This is a genomic window from Vibrio sp. EJY3 (assembly GCF_000241385.1).
Lineage (GTDB): Bacteria > Pseudomonadota > Gammaproteobacteria > Enterobacterales > Vibrionaceae > Vibrio > Vibrio natriegens.
This window is the reverse complement of the sequence record NC_016614.1, coordinates 1,794,447-1,814,189: the sequence shown is the minus strand read 5'-3', so window position 1 is coordinate 1,814,189 and position 19,743 is coordinate 1,794,447. Positions and strand designations below refer to the sequence as shown.

13 protein-coding genes are annotated in these 19,743 nt (G+C 44.9%); 5 read left to right on the top strand and 8 right to left on the bottom strand.

Annotation, left to right across the window (positions count from 1 at the left end; all coding sequences use genetic code 11):
- Window positions 1-61: 61 nt before the first annotated feature.
- The 3 genes from VEJY3_RS23850 (at window position 62) to VEJY3_RS23840 (ending at window position 3,360) form a co-directional block, all read left to right on the top strand.
- Window positions 62-871, top strand: a complete 810-nt coding sequence (locus VEJY3_RS23850; RefSeq protein ID WP_014235000.1) for a MalM family protein — start codon at window positions 62-64, stop codon at window positions 869-871.
- Between the two features lie 297 nt (window positions 872-1,168).
- Window positions 1,169-1,675, top strand: coding sequence for a hypothetical protein (locus VEJY3_RS23845; RefSeq protein ID WP_014234999.1), 507 nt, complete (start codon window positions 1,169-1,171; stop codon window positions 1,673-1,675).
- An 89-nt stretch (window positions 1,676-1,764) separates the two neighbouring features.
- Complete coding sequence (locus VEJY3_RS23840; RefSeq protein WP_014234998.1) at window positions 1,765-3,360, top strand: alpha-amylase family glycosyl hydrolase; 1,596 nt, start codon at window positions 1,765-1,767, stop codon at window positions 3,358-3,360.
- A gap of 177 nt (window positions 3,361-3,537) precedes the next feature.
- Here the strand turns inward: VEJY3_RS23840 and pulA are convergent, their stop codons facing one another.
- Entirely contained in the window at window positions 3,538-7,518 is a 3,981-nt protein-coding gene (gene pulA / locus VEJY3_RS23835; protein WP_014234997.1) for a pullulanase-type alpha-1,6-glucosidase, read from the bottom strand.
- A gap of 542 nt (window positions 7,519-8,060) precedes the next feature.
- Here pulA and VEJY3_RS23830 point away from each other — a divergent pair.
- Together VEJY3_RS23830 and pdxY are read left to right on the top strand one after the other, a co-directional pair.
- Window positions 8,061-9,254, top strand: a complete 1,194-nt coding sequence (locus VEJY3_RS23830) for a tetratricopeptide repeat protein (RefSeq protein WP_014234996.1) — start codon at window positions 8,061-8,063, stop codon at window positions 9,252-9,254.
- A gap of 233 nt (window positions 9,255-9,487) precedes the next feature.
- Window positions 9,488-10,357, top strand: a complete 870-nt coding sequence (pdxY, locus tag VEJY3_RS23825) for a pyridoxal kinase PdxY (RefSeq protein ID WP_014234995.1) — start codon at window positions 9,488-9,490, stop codon at window positions 10,355-10,357.
- A gap of 71 nt (window positions 10,358-10,428) precedes the next feature.
- Here pdxY and sstT read toward each other — a convergent pair whose 3' ends face one another.
- The 7 genes from sstT to malT form a co-directional block, all read right to left on the bottom strand.
- Window positions 10,429-11,649, bottom strand: coding sequence for a serine/threonine transporter SstT (gene sstT / locus VEJY3_RS23820; protein ID WP_014234994.1), 1,221 nt, complete (start codon window positions 11,647-11,649; stop codon window positions 10,429-10,431).
- Between the two features lie 356 nt (window positions 11,650-12,005).
- Window positions 12,006-13,082 (bottom strand): ribosome small subunit-dependent GTPase A, encoded by a 1,077-nt coding sequence (rsgA, locus tag VEJY3_RS23815; protein ID WP_014234993.1) that lies wholly within the window; start codon window positions 13,080-13,082, stop codon window positions 12,006-12,008.
- A gap of 280 nt (window positions 13,083-13,362) precedes the next feature.
- The gene (locus tag VEJY3_RS23810) at window positions 13,363-13,665 is read right to left on the bottom strand and encodes a glucose PTS transporter subunit EIIB (protein ID WP_014234992.1); all 303 of its coding nucleotides are present in this window, start codon (window positions 13,663-13,665) and stop codon (window positions 13,363-13,365) included.
- 197 nt (window positions 13,666-13,862) lie between these two features.
- Window positions 13,863-14,480 carry an SCO family protein gene (locus VEJY3_RS23805; protein ID WP_014234991.1) on the bottom strand — a complete coding sequence of 206 codons (618 nt, stop codon included), beginning with the start codon at window positions 14,478-14,480 and terminating at the stop codon, window positions 13,863-13,865.
- 9 nt (window positions 14,481-14,489) lie between these two features.
- On the bottom strand, window positions 14,490-14,915 hold the full coding sequence (locus tag VEJY3_RS23800) for a hypothetical protein (protein ID WP_014234990.1): 426 nt from the start codon (window positions 14,913-14,915) through the stop codon (window positions 14,490-14,492).
- A 144-nt stretch (window positions 14,916-15,059) separates the two neighbouring features.
- Entirely contained in the window at window positions 15,060-15,977 is a 918-nt protein-coding gene (locus VEJY3_RS23795; protein WP_014234989.1) for a DUF368 domain-containing protein, read from the bottom strand.
- Window positions 15,978-16,535: 558 nt separating this feature from the next.
- Window positions 16,536-19,244 (bottom strand): HTH-type transcriptional regulator MalT, encoded by a 2,709-nt coding sequence (gene malT, locus VEJY3_RS23790; protein WP_014234988.1) that lies wholly within the window; start codon window positions 19,242-19,244, stop codon window positions 16,536-16,538.
- Window positions 19,245-19,743 lie beyond the last annotated feature (499 nt).

Here is a 19,743-nt window from a genome sequence, read left to right as displayed (position 1 = left end):
AGCCAGAACCTATCTGGCTGTATTTATTTCAAAAACAATAAAAAAGTCGAGGTAGACAGTAATGAGAAAATGGCTTGCTCCCGTACTGCTGGGCATGTTGGCGTCTGGCTGTGCGTCTGTAGAACAAGTAGAGATGACTTCTAATGACCAGCAACAGGTGATCACCCAGTCTGGTGATATTCAATGGGTACCGCTTGATGTACCTGTGGTTACTGATTTTGCTTTGACTGATAAAAGCCAAATGCTACTGGATGGTAACAGTGCAGGTGCTATCGCCGCATTTGCACTTCCGGGAAACCGTGGCAGTCTCGATTTACAACTAGAGACATTCGTTAGCACTGATCTTCAATTTTACGCTCCAAATGTAATCGTGGTTAATGCGGACGGAAAAACCGTTTATTCAGCAGATTTTTCAAAGTTTGAGTACGTACCTGCAAAAATGTTGGATAACGACAAATTCGTACTCGATCTCAATGTTATTCCTGACATGAGTGGTAATGACCTTCATGTGTTGATTTACACCACTTCCGAAGATTTGAAAGGAAGTACTCAGATTCTGCATCCGGCGAAAGCCTATGCTAAAGCGCGTCATACTCAGCCGCCAGATATTGCTGATCCATTTGCAAAGCACAGCCCTCTTGGTCAGTTCCGTCTATCGGTAACTGCAAATGATATCGTTACGACTAAGATTGTCGCGAAAAACGATAATATTCCAGAAGGTGCGGAATTAACCGGTTACTACCACCGTGCAATTGAAAGAGCAGTAGCCGAAGACAATATTCCTAAAGCCTTAACCTTACTCGATGAAGCGAAAGAGTTAGGTATAGAAGGCGCGCAAGATGTATTTGTTAAAGCGGTAAATAGCAAATAATCGAATAAAAAAGGCCAGTGCAAGGCTGGCCTTTTAAATAATAAATTAACGTTTAAATATTTACCCCTACATACAGTTACCTCATTCACATATTTATTTTTATCCTTTTGTTTTTAATACTAATTAGAGTAATAATTAAACAATATTCCTAACCTGACTTTATGCTCAGGGGAATATACCTATCCAAGTAAATAAGCTCAGCAGGATAAAGTTTATTTCCTCATGCATGAGGGAATCTCAATATTAAACTCTCTCTGTTCTAACGAGCTTTACTAATTAAAAAGGAATTACGTGAATATGAAGATGATGAAGACTTCTCTTGCTGCTGCCTTACTTGTTGCTTTAGTTGGTTGTCAATCTACCTCTGAGTCTGAAACGGCTGCGCAGCCTGTTATGAATATGTCTGATGCGGAAGCGATTGCATTCATGCAGGCTTGTGATAACCCAGATAGTGCAGACAAAGGACCAATTAAGAAACCGTTATTTGTCGTTGGTACATTTGCAGATTCTGACTGGAAACATGTGCCTCAGCGCCAATATAATTACAAAGGAAATAATATCTACCAAGCTGTGACTCAAGAAAAATCAGGCTCATTTAAAATGCAGTATGCAACAGAGTTATGGTTCCCTCAGTTTACGGCTAAAGGCAATCGAATGAATGTTGGCGAATTAACGCCATTAACATTTGGTGGTTACGGTACAGATACTTCAGTTGATATTAAAGAAGACGGGAAATATGTCTGGAGCCTTCAGTTTGAAGGGGAAGGTAAACCTCTTCATGTCATGGTAAATAAGTGCCAGTAATATTCTATTAAGTTAGTTTAATTTTGATTTTTATTTGATTAGCCCCTGCATGTGAAAAATGCTGGGGCTAATTTTTTGGGAGATTATACGTGAATAAACGACTATATCGGTCTTTACTGGCCTTAGCCGTAACAGGCGTTCTATCGGGCTGCAATTCATCTGATGGTGATAACGGAGCAACTTTACCCGAAGTCAGTAACTATGCTTGCCAGACAAATGTATTCGAGCAAAGTAATCAGCTTCGGACTTATCAGATCATGGTTGAAAGCTTTGTCGATGGCGATACGAGTATTGGTTATTCCACGGGATATGGCACCAGTCATCACAATGGTGATCTGCAAGGTATTATTGATTCACTGGACTACATCCAAAGCTTGGGGATGAATGCAATTTGGCTAACGCCGATTTTTGAGTCTGAAGCCATTGATGGGCAAGATGACTGGGCTGATCGTCTGGATGCCACGGGGTACTATGCGACGGATTACTTTACGATAGATCCACACTTTGGTGATTTAGAAACCGCAAGAACGCTGGTGGAAGAAGCACACAGACGAGGCTTGTATGTCTTTTTTGATGGTGTGTTTGGTCACCATAAAGCGGGGTTAATTAAACCTTCTCCATCCGGCTTGCTACCATCTGGATCAAATAACCCTGTTGATTATCCACAGAGCCTCGAATTTTATAAAGAAGTGGCGACTTATTGGATCAACGAGCTCAAGATAGACGGATGGCGTTTAGATCAGGCGTATCAGGTCCCGACCGACGCCTGGACACAACTGCGTAAAGCGGTGAATCAAGCCTCGCAAAACGTGACATACACCAACAGTGACGGTGAGCAGGTGAACCCTCTTGGCTACATGGTGGCGGAAATCTGGAAAGGGGAATCAGATATAGCAGATGAAGCCTATGGCACAGAAAGTGATCCTGCCTTGTGTTCTGCTTTTGATTTTCCAATGCGTTACCGCATTGTCGAAACGTTAGCCGTAAACGAAAGTGGTGTAGGCGGCAGAGGGGCAGACTGGCTGGATAATGGTTACCTTACTCATCAACAATACCCAAGTCATGCACAACCTAACTTAATGATAGGCAACCATGATTTAGTGCGTTTTGGTGATCTATTGCAACGGGGTGGGATTGCAGATGTGAACGATGCAGAATATTGGTTACGCCATAAAGCGGCATTTGCTTTCCAGGCAGCTTACTCGGGACCGATCACTTTATATTACGGAGACGAAATTGGCGACCAAGTCGATGGTTTTGCTGCAAAAGAAGACATCAATACTTGTGCTTTGGCGGGATTATGTGATGACCACGTTGCCAGAAGCAGCGCGAAAATTGAAGGTATTACCGCAACTTTAGATGCTAATCAGGCTGATCTTAAAAGTTATGTTCAATCTCTGATGACAATTCGTGCTGCGCACCCTGCGTTATATGAAGGTTCACGCGCTAACCTGTTGTCGAGTAACGGCAGCTATGTCGACTTAAAGACAGCTGGTACCGATCAGGTATTGTTTGCGTTGAACACGCTAGAAAGTGCAAAAAACGTAATACTAAGTGAGGAATCGGTAGGGAGTAATAGTGCTCTGGTGGATCTGTTAACCAACGAGACCATTACGTCAAGCAATGGCCAGTATCTAATCCCGATGTCGCCGTTACAAGCTCGATTCTTTACCGTCTCTGAATAAAATTTCTGGACGCTTTTCTCTGAAGCCAAGTGCGATTGCCTATCTGAAAAGGCACCCTTGGCTTTTTAATTGACTGCTCAAGTGGGAATCCCAGCCAAATAAACAATGGGTTATATGGGCTTATAAAAACACAAAAAAAGGGGAAGCATGGCTTCCCCTTTTTGTATCGTAAATGACTTAGTTTTGCGTCACTGTCACAATTGGTGCTGTTGTATCAGCGGCATTGAAGTGGAAGTTATAGCTTCCGTCGGCTGGTACCGTGATACTGATGTTACCGCCACCAGACTCCATCGTTAATGGTGTACCGAATTCAATTGCGCCCTGACCACCAAAGTTAGTGGCGTCAGCCCAATCTGAGCTGGCAATCTTCATTTCAAACGAGCCCGCAGTCAGGTTGATGTCTAATGAGTAAACATCGTTTGCGACATAGCTGAACTTCGCGCTTTCAATCGCTGCCCAGTTAGCGTCTGTCACATCACCGCGTAGGTAAAGTGCAGTTTCGCCAAACGTTGGTGCGTCTGCTGATTTTGTTACCGAAACAACTGGTTTTTCTACGCTGTCATCTTGAACGTTAAGTGCATTAAGGATGAAGGTGTATTTCCCAGTTTCAGTCACAGTCAGTGCACAGTTGTCACCTGTTCCCAAGTCAAGGGAATCACTTGCCTGATCCGCTGCGCTACAACCAATATTTGGGTTCGACCAACCAGTGTCTGCAAATTTGAACTCATGGTCACCAGCTTCCAATACACCTGTTACAGAGTACATACCGTTACCAATGAAGGTCATTGCCCAGTCTGAGCTATCTGCCCAACCGTTCATTGTTCCTTTCACGTAAACAACCGTTTCACCGTAAGGAGGGATGCTTGATACATCTTTATTTGACGTATTCACAGGCAAACCCGCACCTTGCGCGCCAGCTTGAGGCTGTACAAATACTGCCGTCGTCAGCGCTGGTACAGTGAAGGTTTCTCCAGAGAAGCTTGCTCCTTGAACAACAGTATCCGCAGAGTTTTGCTGCACGGTATGAAGTTCGAAACCGCTCGCGCCAGCTATGGTAAACGATTGTGCCTCAGATGATGAGTTAACTACTGCGACAATCGCGTCGTTGTTTGGATCCAGATCCTGACCTGCAGAGACACCGTCATCAATAGACATAACAATCAGACCAGCAACTTGATCTTGACCAACGTTGCGGAAGTCGACACGATTCATCACTTCTTGAGCGGTATCCAGACGGAACAGTTCACTTGAACTACGGATTTTTAGTAGCTCGAGGAATTGCTGCTTGGTTAGCTCAATGTCAGTTGTATCAGGTTTCGCTGTGCTGTCACTGATGATCGTTTTGATAAGATCCCAGTTATCGCCATCTTTGTCTTCACGAGGCAGACCGACGTTCCAGTTGTTGTCGCTACCGTCAAAGAATACACGGTTGAACCAGTCGCCAGAATCGTAAGAGTCGCGCTGCATTGATTTTGAACGAAGGAGTTCAGAGCCCATGTGAATGAACGGAATACCTTGTCCCAGCATCACGGTTGAAAGTGATACGCTTTGCATACGAGCACGATCAGCCGAGCTGATGCCTGTCGCAATCTTGTACGCGTTGTTATCCCAAAGCGTTTGGTTATCGTGCTTAGAAACGTAAGAGATGTTCTCTGAAGGCATCTTAGTATAGCCAGCAGGAGCACCGTTGTAGTCTACATTCTTACCAAGCTTGGTTTCGCCGGTGTAATCGACAAGGATGTAATCTGCCAAGTTACCTGCCATACCCAGACGAACGATATCTTGGTTGTGCAGACGACCATTTACTGCGTCAGTATCTGTTTTGGTTTCTTCATTTGCGTATGCCGCGTTACCAAAACCCTGATTGTAACGAAGTGAGTGTTTACCATCTGAATCGACACCACCATCGAATGGACCACCACCACGAACAGCATCACGTAGGCGATCTGAGAAGGTACCGATCTCTGTACCAGCCATGTTTAGCTGAGTCGCTTGATCGAAGCGTGCGTCGTTAGCCACCTCACCAAAGTCCCAACCTTCGCCGTAGAATAGTGTGTTCGGGTCAATCTCACGGATTTGCTCTAAAGCGTAAACCATGACATCTTTTGGCTGGTGACCCATCAAGTCAAAACGGAAGCCGTCAACTTTGTAGTCTTTCGCCCAAACCTTCAGTGAGTCAACCATCAGTTTACCCATCATCAGGTTTTCAGTTGCGGTGTTGTCACAACAGGTAGAGTTTTCTACACCACCAGTATTCACGTTTAGACGGTGGTAGTATCCCGGAACGATCTTATCCAGAACAGATTTGTCATTGATGCCAGATGCGTTGGTATGGTTGTAAACCACGTCCATCACCAACTTAAGTTCCATCTTATGCGTTGCCTGAACCATCTCACGGAATTCCAGAATACGCTGTGTGCCATTCGGGTTCGTTGCGTAGCTGCCTTCTGGTACAGTGTAATGGAATGGGTCGTAACCCCAGTTGAAGCTGTCTAGCATACGCAGATCGTTCATCAGTTTCTGTGCAGACCCAGATGCAGGATCGTAACCGTTCAGAACATCTTCAATGATTTTCGCATCATCTTCTGATTCACAGACAGAAGCGTCAGGTTTAATGCCACATAGTTTGCCAACGGTATCGTTGATGTCGACGCGGTTGTCTACGTTCTCATCGACGGTAGCGATATCAAATGCAGGTAGAATGTGTAGCGTTGTTAAACCTGCATCTTTCAGAGCTTGTAGGTGAGAAACAGACTCACGTTCAGGCTCTGTTAGCGCTAAGTATTTGCCGTTATATGCTGGTGTGCCTTGGCTGTCATTGAAACTGAAATCACGCAAATGTGATTCGTACAATACGTGATCTTCGTCTTTTTCAACGGTTGGACGGTCGTAATTGTTCCAGTCTTGTGGCATTAAGCTAGCGTCGTTCAGGTCGACAACTTGTGAGTAAAGAGAGTTTAGAGACAAGCTTAATGAGTATGGGTCAGTGACCATACGCGTTTCCACAACACCTGTGGTTGGATGGTAAACCTTCACCTGATAGCGGTAGAACTTGTTTACTACGTTACTTTGTGGCTCGGAAACCCAAATACCCGTTACGCTGTCTTCCGTCATTGTAACGGTTGATTCTTCTTGCAGATTCTCATCGTAGATAATCAGAGAAACGTCTTGAGCCGTTGGAGCCCATAACTTGAAGGTTGCAGCGCCGCCTTCAACAATCGCGCCCAGTTCCTGACCGATCGCGTTACCCGCATCGGCATCAGCGAATACCGCATCCAGTACGCCTGGTTTTTGCACTTCAGTTGCAGAAATGATATCACCATCAGCGTTGTAAGCTACCATTACGATTTGTGATTTTAGAATCGTACGCAGTGTAGCGTCATCCACATCAATGCCAGCAGCTTGCAGGCTAGATAAGTGACGGAAGCGAGATTTCAGATCATCAGACAAATCACCTGCTTTGCTTAGCTCTACCGCCGTGCCACCGGTAATCTGTTTGTCTTCATCCATTTGGATGTCGTTAGTCAGGCTGTAGTAAAGCTTCATTGAGTCAGCGTTTGCTGCCGCTTCCCAAGCAATAGTGTTTGCATCTAACCAATGTGCTTTCTGGCCATCAACGTCGACTGGTCGCTCTTCGATTGGTTCGTAGAACAGTTCGCTACTGCCGTGGAAGCCAAATACCCCTTTAGATTCGCCTATCTTCGTCAGCTCGACTTTCGAGTTTGCACTGCCGAAGGCTTTGTCATCACCATTGTGTAAGATGAAGTTCATACATTCGTATGGGTCAGCGGCGTCAGGATCGACTTTAAGTACGTAGTACGCACCGTAGGTTTCGCTGATACCGTCATATTCGCGAGGCGATGCCCAATCAGTACCACCGCTTGTAATGCCCATGGCATCTAAATCAGTACTGGTACAGCCTTCGCCGTTCCATAGGTGCAGACCCCAGCCCTCGTAGCCGCTTGCTGAAGATGCTGAGGCAACATCACGTTTATAGTAAACAACAACTTCATTCTCTCCCGCAGGGTACAGTCCTGCACTCGGGCTGGTGGTATTGTCGTCGGTGCTGTCACTACCACAACCGCTGATCACCGCGACGGAGATCAAAGGCAGTACGGTTTTGGCAATTATTGATAATTTAAATGTTTTTTTGTCCACGTTTACAAATCCATTTTTATTGAATTGATATAAAGAACGCGTCAGGTCTTCGGCTCAAAGAACGGAAGAACCATACGTCCTATCTGGTGCAAATGCCGAAAGGAAATGTTCAAAGAAATGCTAATACACTGACTCATCAGCAAAATGTGAGAACGGACTGTTTAGTTTTTTACAAATGAAAATTTTCTTACACAGTGGATTTGGTTCACAAATTAACTAATAAAACGGACGCATAGTGAGAGGAGTGACACACACTCAAAATGTTAATTTTGATAGGAGTAGGAAGGGGGGATGACAGGGGAGGAGAATGTCTCAGCCCCAAAAGCGTGACTACCTTCTATAAAAAACCAATCAATAATTTTCGATAAAAAATAAGTTAAGGCGTCTGAGTTTTAATCACGTCATTCTTTACTTCTCAACTTCAGATTTTCATCGGGTAGCCGATATAAAGTCCAAGTGCTGAAACTATTCAGACAAAAGCAATTTAAGGGTTTCCCTATGGGGGAACGTCAATTTATATCATGGAGAACAAGAGGCGGTTTATGAGTAGCATGGGTATTGCCATTGCGGCAACTGGCCTTTCACTTGTCCTGATATTTGTATGGATGATCTCGCTGTCGATGCGAAAACAACGTCTGGAAGTAGAGCGGCAGGCTCGTGAGGCGGCATATCGCAAGGCAATGAAAAAAGCTCGTGAGCAAGAGCTTAAAGAGCGGGAATTTAAGGCTGAAACCGGGCACATACCGACGATTTTATTTCTGGCGAAAGAAGCGGAAAGAAACAATATCAAGCAGGCTTTGTATTGGTACGATAAAGCGGCGAAGCTAGACAACATCAGTGGCATGTACGGCATTGTTCGCATGAGTGAGCGTATGCGTGAAGATGTGGTTCTAAAAGAGCAGGCAAACTTTTGGCGCACTGCGATCGCTGGCGTAGAAGGTGATCTGGAAGCGAAATTTATCACCGGAAAAGCGCTGGTTTTTGGCCGAGGTGTGGAACAAAACGTCGCCAAAGGACATGAACTGATCGAAGAAGCGGCCGACGAGGGTTGTGTCGATGCGATGCTGTATATGGGTGAGTGGCAGTTATCCCCGGAAAATACGTCGGGTCACAGTGCCGACGCACTCTATTGGTTTATGAAGGCTGCAGAGAAAGACAGTATCGCTGGAAAAATTCAGGTAGGACTGTGTTACACCAAAGGTATTGGTACTGAAAAAAGCATGCTGAAAGGCCGTTATTGGCTGGAAAGTGCTGCAGAGCTCGGCAGTGCAGAAGCCATGTATTATGCAGGGGAAGCTTGGAAAGATTCGAGCAAAACTGGCAACGCTATTGCCTACATTTGGTTGTTTCTCTCTGCAAGCATGGGGTTCGAAGCAGCTCGAATATTACGGGATAAAGTCGCGGGTAATATCGGCGTTGATGTGGTGGTGGGCTTACAGGTGATAGCCAAACCGCTGCAAAGAATGCTGGCATCTGGCGTGGTAAAAAAGCACTCTATCATTCGTGCGTTAAACAAGGTTTATAAACGTGAGGCGTACTTCCCTAATGAAGATGAGTTAAAAGATGTCATCGCTGATGAGCCTAATCCAGAGCAAGACCAGTCAATCGAAGGATACACGACCAACTCTTGTCATGCGTCAATAACAGATGAGGTGGATACAACACCAAAATCATCGTTCTCCTCTCAGCCTTCCAAAGCTGCGCTCGATTTTACCCAGAACTTCCTCCAGCCGTAATAATTGAATAAGCCTCACACTTGAGGCTTTTACTTTAACAGCCTGCAAACTCATATTTATACAACACAGTTAAGCGGGCACAAGGTTATGAAGGCCAAATACGGACATCGGTAAGGGACGGTTAAGAATTGAGTTAAACAATCTGTGCTAGTCGGATACACTAGCGGCTTCGCAAAACTGGCGCTTGCCGCAGTCTTTGAACTATCGATAACAAAAATAAAAGGACAGCTACAATGCAGGGTATCCTCTCTATACAATCACACGTTTCTTTTGGTCATGCCGGTAACAGCAGCGCTGTCTTTCCGATGCAGCGTATGGGTTTTGAAGTGTGGCCTATTCATACCGTGCAGTTTTCCAATCACACCCAATATGCAGAGGGTTGGACAGGTCGAGCGTTTTCAGCCGATGACATCAGTGAGCTTGTTCGTGGTTTAGGTAACATTGGCGCTCTGGAAAAATGCCAGGCGGTATTAACTGGTTACCAAGGAAGTGCAGAACAGTGCCTAGCAGTGGAACAGACGGTCACTCAAGTTAAGAGTAAGAATCCAGACGCAATTTATGTATGTGACCCAGTGATGGGAGCACCTGATAAAGGCTGTATTGTTGCTCCGGGGATTGCTGAAAACCTGTTAACGCGTCTGATGCCAATGGCAGATGTGATCGTGCCAAATCAGTTCGAACTCAGCCAGTTTGCAGAAATGGAAATTCATACGTTGGAAGAGGCTATTACCGCCTGTCAGCGAGCGTTAGCGAAAGGTCCGAAAGTTGTATTGGTCAAACACCTTTACTGTCTGGATAACGGCAGCTTCAACATGCTACTGGCTACGCAAGATGGTATTTATCTGGCAAAACGCCCGCATTTTGAATTTGCCAAACAACCTGTTGGCGTGGGTGATCTTATCTCAGCGATTTTTACTGCAGGGCTACTTAAGGGCTGGAGCCCGAAACAGGCTTTCCAGCACTGTCATGATGCATGTTATGGCGTACTAAGTGCAACTTTCCATGCTGGTGAGTGGGAATTACAAACAATCGCCGCTCAGCAAGAGTTTGTCGAGCCAGCTAAACATTTCCAAATTGAAGAAGTGGCCTTAGCCACTGTGTAATCAAAGTTGATATAAAAAAATGGGGAGCCAATCGGCTCCCCATTTTATTTGTCTATTGAATCGTAATTCGATTATTGCTGTTCTTTTTGATGCTCTGAACGGCAAACTGCGGCAGTGAAGACAACGTCTGTAGAACTGTTTAGAGCAGTCTCTGCTGAGTCTTGAATAACGCCGATGATAAAGCCGACCGCTACCACCTGCATTGCTACGTCATTCGAGATACCGAATAGGCCACAAGCAAGAGGGATAAGTAGTAGAGAACCACCTGCAACACCAGAAGCGCCACATGCAGATACCGCTGCGACGATACTCAGAAGCAATGCAGTCAATAGGTCAATTTCAATACCCATAGTGTGAACTGCAGCCAACGTTAGTGTTGTGATAGTGATTGCAGCACCCGCCATGTTGATGGTTGCGCCTAGAGGGATAGAAACTGAGTAAGTGTCTTCATCCAGTTTTAGCTTCTCACACAACGCCATGTTCACAGGGATGTTTGCCGCACTTGAACGAGTGAAGAATGCTGTTACACCACTTTCACGCAGACATTGGAAAACCAATGGGTATGGGTTTTGTTTGGTTTTGAAGTAAACGATCGCAGGGTTTACTACCAATGCGATGATAAACATTGCACCTAACAGTACTGCTAGCAGGTGAGCGTAGCTCGCTAGCGCGCTGAAACCTGTTGTTGCGAACGTTGAAGCTACCAAGCCGAAGATACCAAATGGTGCTAGACGAATAATAAAGCGTACGATGTGAGACACACTGTGGCTTAGATCTTCGAAAACCGCTTTAGTAGTAGCTGAAGCGTGATGCAGCGCCAGACCAAGACCAACACCCCAAGCAAGAATACCGATGTAGTTTGCTTCTACTAGAGCGTTTACTGGGTTATCTACCACTTTAAATAGTAGTGTGTGTAGAACTTCTGCAATACCTTGTGGTGGGGTAGCACCCTCAGCGCCGGTTACAAGCGTTAAAGTGGTTGGGAAAAGGAAGCTTAGAACCACGGCAGATAGCGCTGCGAAGAATGTGCCCAATAGGTAAAGCACAACGATCGGACGCATATAAGTGTGTTGGTTTTTCTTTTGGTTTGCGATAGACGCAGCAACCAAAATAAATACTAGGATTGGAGCAATCGCTTTAAGCGCTCCAACAAAAAGGCTACCAATCATTCCAGCGCTTTGAGCGTGACTTGGTGAAACTGTTGCAAGTAAAACACCAAAGACAATACCGACAAGGATCTGGAGAACGAGGTTACCACGAGCATATCGGGCAACGAGGCTGTTATGTTGCATACATCATTCCTGCAATGTTATGCCTAAGTGATTGAATAATAACTACACATTACACGGCGATAATGCCCTTATTAAATAAGGGGTGAGCATTGCTTCTGGTCACTAAGACACATGATTATCAATTATCCTGTTTTTATATAGTCAGTCATTCTCTGACTGAACCGCCCATATCTTAACTTGGTAATATTTTGTGTCTAGTTTTAGTTTGTTTTTGGATTAAATGTTTGCTGAATGTTATTAAATTAAGTTGTTTGTGTTGCAATAATTTGGTGGTTATGAATGATGCTTTTTAACAAAGTTATTAAAAAGGAGACAAATGTCTCCTTAAATTGAATTGACCGACGAAAGTCAAAGCGTTAGTAATCTTGATAGCGTTTACGCTTCTCACTCATCGTATTGCGAACCATTTTTCCAAACTGTCTGTTTCTAGCTCTTTGCTCGGCTAGAGTCGCTCCGTTATTTCTTTGTTCCCTCAATAGCTTTTGGTAGTTTTTTAAGCGACGTTGTTCCAGTGTCCCATTTTCGATGGCGGCTTGAACGGCGCAGCCCGGTTCTGAATCGTGGTGACAATCGCCAAAGCGACAATGTTCAGCTAGCTGGGTGATGTCAGAAAATGTTTCACTGACCCCTGCTTCGCAATCTGCCAACTGAAGTTCACGCATTCCAGGGGTATCAATTAAAATACCACCAGATGGCAAAAGGTGTATTGAGCGAGACGTTGTGGTGTGTCGGCCTTTACTGTCATCTTCACGGATATGACTGGTTGCTTGCTCCTCCTGCCCAAGCAATGCATTCACGAGCGTCGATTTGCCAACGCCAGACGATCCAATAAACGCGACTGTTTGCCCTTCATGACACCAGTTCATTAGCTTAGCAACACTGTCTGGGTCTAAACCGTTTACGGCCTCGATAGCTAAAAGGTGATCCAATTTCTGTACTTGGCTTGTTATCTCATCATGGTTATCGCATAGGTCCTTTTTAGTCAGAACGATGACCGGTTCTACCATGGCTTCATGTGCTAGCGCCAAATACCTCTCAATACGGCTTAAGTTGAAGTCGTCATTCAGTGAACAAACAATAAATACCGTATCAACGTTCGCGGCGATAAGTTGCTCTGCCACTTTGTCACCTGCCGCTTTACGACTGAACAGGCTGCGTCGTTCAAGTAAGCGAACAAACTGTTGGTTCTGATCTAAGACGACCCAGTCACCAACCGTCATACTGGGTAACGATGAGTGAGCATTGAGATGGATGTTACCGTTCTCGCTGGCCAATAAGTAGCCACTGCGATGATGTGCAATCACTCGCGCAAATTGCGTGTTTTCATAATCGTCTAAAGTCAGCTGCTGCTGAAAGAACGGTTTCCAACCTAAACGCTTGAGTGGGTTGCTGGTTGAAGTCAGTGTTGCAAATAAAGTGTGTGTTTTATTCATTGTTGAATTATCCCAGACGCAACAAAGCGCCTTAATACAAATTGCATTAGGGTCTAATTCGGATAGATTTGACCCCGGAGAAAACCGGGCAGAGAAGGGAGGTTGTGGCTAAGCCACCAATTGAACTTTTGGACGTTTACCCTTGCGATGCCCAGTGTGTGTTTTGCATTACAATCATTTTGTGTCCTCTTTAGTTGGTTGATAATTGGGTTCGTTAATAAGACGGGGAGAGTATAGCCGCTCTCATTCGTTTGCGGTAGAGAAACTCATGCTGCCAGAGCTAACTTTGGCTGCTCATTCGCTCTTCCATTATCTGTGAATAGCTATTTGCCTTCAGCCCGTAGATGATTTGGATATGTTTATCATCTAAAACCACTACGCCGTGAGCGCCATGTTGTTTCAACGCTTTTTGATCAACGACTGCCGTTGATTTCAGAGTCAACCTCAAACGTGTGGCGCAAGCGCCTGTTTCAACGACATTCTCGATACCACCAATTGCGGCAATAATCGTGTCGACATCCTGATCCATATTTGGATTTACCTGAGTCAGGAATTTTAAAAGACGTTTGAAACCTTTAAGCATGTTGTTGTCTACCTCTGGAACTTGGAGACTAATGTATAGCGTAAATGCACCTATACATTTGAGGGGTATAGCACAGAATTATATTTTGAAACAAATAGCCAGTAAGAATAGAGCGAGATAAATGAGGCTCCCATTGAGGAGCCTCTATCGCTTAATCGTTGCAGTGTTGCGTCGTTACCAGGAGTTCTGTGACTTGACTAGCTTTTCGTCGACGTATCGTTTGAGGTGAGTTGTGAGATTGCCTCGACGATCGGTGCGGGCGTCAGCGTGTGAGGAACTTTGGTGATCAAGGTTCCGTCAGGTTTCAAGAAGTAGAAGTAGGAGCTGTGGTCCAGTGTGTATTTCAGCTCAGAGCCTTCTAATTCTGTTTTGCGGAAAATAACGCCATAGCTGTGTGCCAGCGGAGTCGTGATGTCTAGCGGCGCAGATAGCCCCTCAATCATAGGATGGAAGTAGTGTGCGTATTTTGCCGATGCATCCGCTTCATCGCGCTCAGGATCGAGAGAGATAAACATTGGGCGTAGTTGGGCCTTTTGTGTTTCGTCAATTTGGTTGAGTGCGCCTGCTAGCATGGCCAGCGAGGTTGGACAAACGTCAGGACAGCGTGTGAAACCGAAGTAAACAATACGAATACGAGGGTCATTAACGTCGAAAATGTTAACTGGCTGGTCATTTTCGCCAAATAACACCGTCTGCTCTGACTTAGCTGGCTCAGTTTGTTCGGTTGGGATCGCTTCTTGGCTGTCCAAATAGCTTTTAGCGCCAAATCCGAGTACGAAAGCGACCACGAGAAATAGGGACCAGTTGCGGCTCATAATGATTCCTTACCTTTGCATTTTGATGGCGGGATAAATGGTGTCTTGTCCGTCGGTGAGCTCTCCGACCCAAGTCATTGACTCTTGAGTACAGACCGGCAAGACCACTTCACCCATGTATTTTCCTGGAGACACTTTGTTTAATAAAAACTTAGGCTCACCCATTTCCATTTCTCGTCCTGACAAGCTCAATACGAGTTGTTCCGCTTCGCTGTCAGACCATTCTACGGTCAGCAGTGCAGGGACTAAGGGCTGAGTGTTATCGACATTAAGTGTCATGGTTACGTCTTGTTGGACGCAAGCCGCCGTAGATAGAAAACAATATTCATCAAGCGGTTTGAGTTCAGAGGAGGTCGACAAACTTTTAAGTAGCGTCGGGGCGTAAAACCCCGCGACCAGTGCCACAGCGACACCAGTGATATTCAACAGTTTCATTAAGGTTCAGCAGTTATGACTTAATAAGAACTGCATCGTAGCACACCTGGGCGATGCTCAACGAGACAAGTTCCGAGAAAATGTATTTACCTTAGTAGATTAGAAAAAAACGGAGCCATCGGCTCCGTAATGAAATAAAGACATCTATTTACTTGAATCTGCGAACTTTTCCAAGCTAAGTACTAGCGCTATCGCGGCCAGCATCATGACAATGGCGATAACCAGTTGTGATGGCTGAGAAGTTATGTGTTCATACTCAAACGGCGTCAAGTTGTGCTGAAGTAACGGAACTTGTTCACCTTTTGAGTTTGTGCGCCAGGTTAATGTTTCTTTCCATGGCCAGATTTTAGGCAGTGTGCCAATCATCAACCCGGTTAGGAACATCAATGTTGCGTCTCTAAAGTGGCGCAATAACCAAGAAAGCAAATGTGAGAACGTCAGTAAGCCGATAACACAACCTGCTAAAAACAGCGCCAAAATGTCTACTTGGAAGCCTTTTACTGCCGCTAATACGGGAGTGTACATGCCGATGAGCAGCAAAATGAAGCTGCCTGAAATGCCCGGCAGAATCATGGCGCAAATAGCGATAGAGCCAGCTATCAGCGTATTCACCATTGTCGGTTCCATATGCAGTGGCTTAAGCACCGTAATGCTGTAAGCGAATGCAACGCCAACTAATAAGGTAATGAAGCGAATAGCGTCGCGTTTTTCTACCTGACGCACGATGTGGTAAACCGAAACCAAAATCAGCCCAAAAAAGAATGACCAGATTGGAATAGGGTGCGTGTTCAAAAGCCAGGTGATCAGTTTCGCGAGGGTTGCAATGCTAACGAAAATACCGGAAAACAGCGCGATAAGGAAAAAACCATTGATATGGTTAAACGCCGCTTTCGTTCCCTCTCTTTTCCAGATGGATAAAAGCCTTGGGTTGATGCGTCGAATGCTCTCTAGCAAGGTATCGTAAATGCCTGTAATAAAAGCGATAGTGCCGCCAGAGACGCCGGGAACCACATCGGCTGCACCCATTGCCATTCCTTTAAAGAAAGTAATTAGATAGTTCATTTTCATACTGTTGATTTCTGATGATGGGGCAGAGTATACAAACATTACTGGTAAAAAAGTATGAAATAGTATTGTTATTACGAGATAAATTCCGTTCTAACCGGTTGATTATTGTTCTAAGTTTAGATGTTTTGTCTAAGTATTAAGGTATCACTCAATAATTGTGTTTGGAGTGTATTATTTGCAAATTGCATTTGCTAAATGCAACGACGTTTTTCGTTTTGCTACAGATAATGTTTTAGAACGCTTTCATATGAGATATTGAGTCAAAAATAAAGCTTTCAATTATGGCATGGTTTATGCATAATACGCCGCGACCCTTCTTAAGCCGAGGGTCACCTAGCCAACTGACGTTGTTAGTGAATACAGATTGTTCACATTAAATATCAGCCAATCGCGATTATTGCGATTGGCTATTTTTTTGTCTGAATAAAAGGCTATTTCTGCTCAACCGCAGCTCAGGCTACTAAGTGCAATGCTGAAAGCACAAGCTAAATAAAAAGGGCTGACGCTGTCACGCCAACCCTTCGTTTTAAGCTACTCAGTGGTTTATCTCTTCTAGTAACCCATCAATTGCAGTAAGTTTTCTGCCGTGATAATCGCTTCCTTACGGTTCGCAATGTTCAGTTTCTGATACAGGTTACGGATGTGGGTTTTAATGGTTGTTCCGGCGACATCAAGCTCCTGAGCAATTTGTTCATTACTGAAGCCCGAGTAAATCAACCCAAGCACCTGCCACTCTCGTTGAGTGAGCGGGCTAGTACGTACTAACTCTGGTACGTTCGGGTGGTTTACCAAGTTCTCAATAAAGTCTTCATCGAAGTGAATTGAACGGCTACGCTGATTTGATGAAATGTCTTTCATCAATTGCTGTGCGCGGTGACGCTCTAAATCGCCCAACTCATGGCGCAGGCTAAGCTTCTCTAACAAACCGCCAATGGTTGCGCCATCAATCAAGAAGTTTCCAACCATACCTGTCTGGTTGGTCATTACTAATGCTTCTTTAAGTAAGGCTTTCGCTTGTTCTTCATCTTTCTGACGCGCGGCTAATACCGCTTCAACAACTAAGTTGCGGTTCGTGTCAGTGACTAAGTTACTGCGATGCGCTTCGCTTTGTAGAAAATTCAACGCTTGGCGAGCTTCGTCATATTGACCAAGATTAATGTGCGCACGAACAATATTACGCCACTGCAATTGACAGAAGTGGTTACACGCAGATTCTGGACGAACTGCACTGTTGAGCCATTCTTGTATTGCATCCATATTGCCGCGAGCTTGCCAAAATAAGATGAGGGACAATGATGCATTCGCCGTCCAGTCGACATGGTAGGTCGACTGTTTCATCAAGTGTTGAATATGCTCTATAAACTTACCTGCTTTGTCGAGCTCTCCACGTCCAACAGCGATACGTGCAAGCATAGAATAGCTATGTAAGTGCTTGCTTGGCGAATGGCTTTCTAAGATCTGTAATCCCTTATAAGCACACTCTTCGGCTTCATCCAGACGATTCCAGCACCAAAGCACTTGCGCACGAATACGAAGTAAAAACTCATGCAAAGGCACGTGCTGAAGCTGGTGCTCTTCTATCAGACGGAAGCCCGAATCTTGCAGTTCAAAGGCAGCCTGAACATAGCCTTGGGCAATCAATATTTCACTTTGTTGTAGAATCGCCCATAACGCCTGATGGTAAACTTGATACTGGCGAGCCAGTTTTTCGGTTTGCTGCATCATCGGTAATGCACGATCGAGCTTACCCAGTACGTGATTGACTTCACCAACGACTGAGGTCGCCACGATTCGGCTGCGATAGATAGTGTGGTCTAACTCACTGAGTGCGAGCTCTGCCAACTCGAGTGCTTTTTCTGGCTGGTTACTGTTAATCGCAACCTGAGCAAGTAGCGCATTGGCCTGACCTTGATAGTGGACATCTAGCTCAATATCTCGCTTTTGGTGCTCCGCTTCTGCCTCTTCAAGTAACTGACCAACCTGATTGTAACGGTGCTGACTTTGAGCCAGCCATGCGCGTAACATCGTCAGTTTTGGATGACTAAATAGCAATTCTGAATCCAGCTGATGAATGGCATTTTCCAAGGTGCTCAACTCGCCTTGGTTAAACATTTTCCAGCCAAATTCGTTAAGAATTTCAACCACTAAATCTTTATCGTCAGATTTCTGAGCGTGGTGAATCGCTTGGTGAGGCGATTTTTGTTGTAACCAAGCTAATGCAGCATTGCGATGTAGATCTTTTTCTTGCTGAGGAATGCGAGCCTGGCGTTCATGAGACAAAAACTCACCGAACAGGTTGTGGAATCGGAACCAGTTATGTTCGCCCTCGAGAGGGTAAATAAACAACCCGTAGCGATTCAAAGATTCAATCATACCGAGCGCATCTTCACGCTGAGTTAACGCGAATACCAACTCGTCGTTAAAATGATCCAGAACCGAAACCTGCATCAGGAATTGGCGGGTTTCATGATCGAGTAGATCAAATACTTCCTCTACCAAGTAATCCCAAAGATGTGCATGGTTGAACTGTGAAACAGACTCTACCGTCTGCGCCAAGGTGCGGTTTTGATGCTGTGCCTGAAGAGCGATAAGTTGTAATGCAGAGGGCCAGCCTTCAACATAAGTTCTCAGACTGTTTGCCATGTCTTCATCAATACCGTCAGCGATGCGCTGGTTAAAGAAGCGGGTCGTTTCTTCTGTGTCGAAGGCCAACATGTCGTTGCCGATTTCGATCATCAAGTCACGCACACGCAGGTTTGCAGTACCTAATGGCGGTGTCGCACGGCTTGTGACGACGACGGTTAAGTTGTCTGGCATGTGCTTTAAAAAGAAGCGCATTGATTCATGAATTTCATCATTGGTGATTAAGTGATAGTCATCGAGTACCACGTAACATTCCTGATGAAAGTCAGCCATTTCGGCAAACAGCTCGCTATACAATGAGCGTAAAGAGGATATTTGGCGTTTTTCCGCCAGTTTCTGTGCATTAGAACAACTGAAGTTTGTTGCTTTGTTTAAGGCCTGCAACAGGTAATTGACAAAACGGAAGCCGTCATTATCGCTGTCATCAATACTGTACCAACCAACATTAGGCTTATCCGACAGCCACTGCGCTGCCATTGTTGTTTTACCGTAACCGGCAGGTGAGCGAAACAAAACCAATTTGTAATAAGGCGCTTGTTGCAGTAAGTCCAGCACTCTTGGACGCACAATGGCGTTATGTAACCGGCCTGGGCGAGTGAGCTTAGATGGAATCCACATTATTCGTTATGTCCTTAATTTATGTAAGCTAGCGAAATCTGAAAACGGTTTTCGTCACCAAATTTTAATCTGTTTAAAAAGTAAACAAAAATATAAATCGAGTGGGATGTTACGACATCGCTATTACACCTTACTTTGATCCACTTCCTAATTCTCACGAGATGAGCTAAATGGCACCAACTACGCCCTTTATTTGTGAGTTTAATCACTTTTTTAGGCTGGTTTGTTATTCCTTGTAGGAATTATTGCACGATGAATATGTAATTTTTGTGTTTGTGAACAAGGGGAGTGTGATCGCTAAGACAAAATTTACATCATGCTTCGACAGTGTCTTAAAAACTTTATGAGTAAATTTTAGCCTTTTCTCATATTCGCCTGTGATCGAAATCACTAAGAAGCGGAGCGTAAAAAGCTTTGTTGCGATTCAGATCACTAACTGATCGGTTGTACCCCCCTCTACGCCCTCATTCCTCCTCCTTCAAAGGAGGAGAAACAGGAG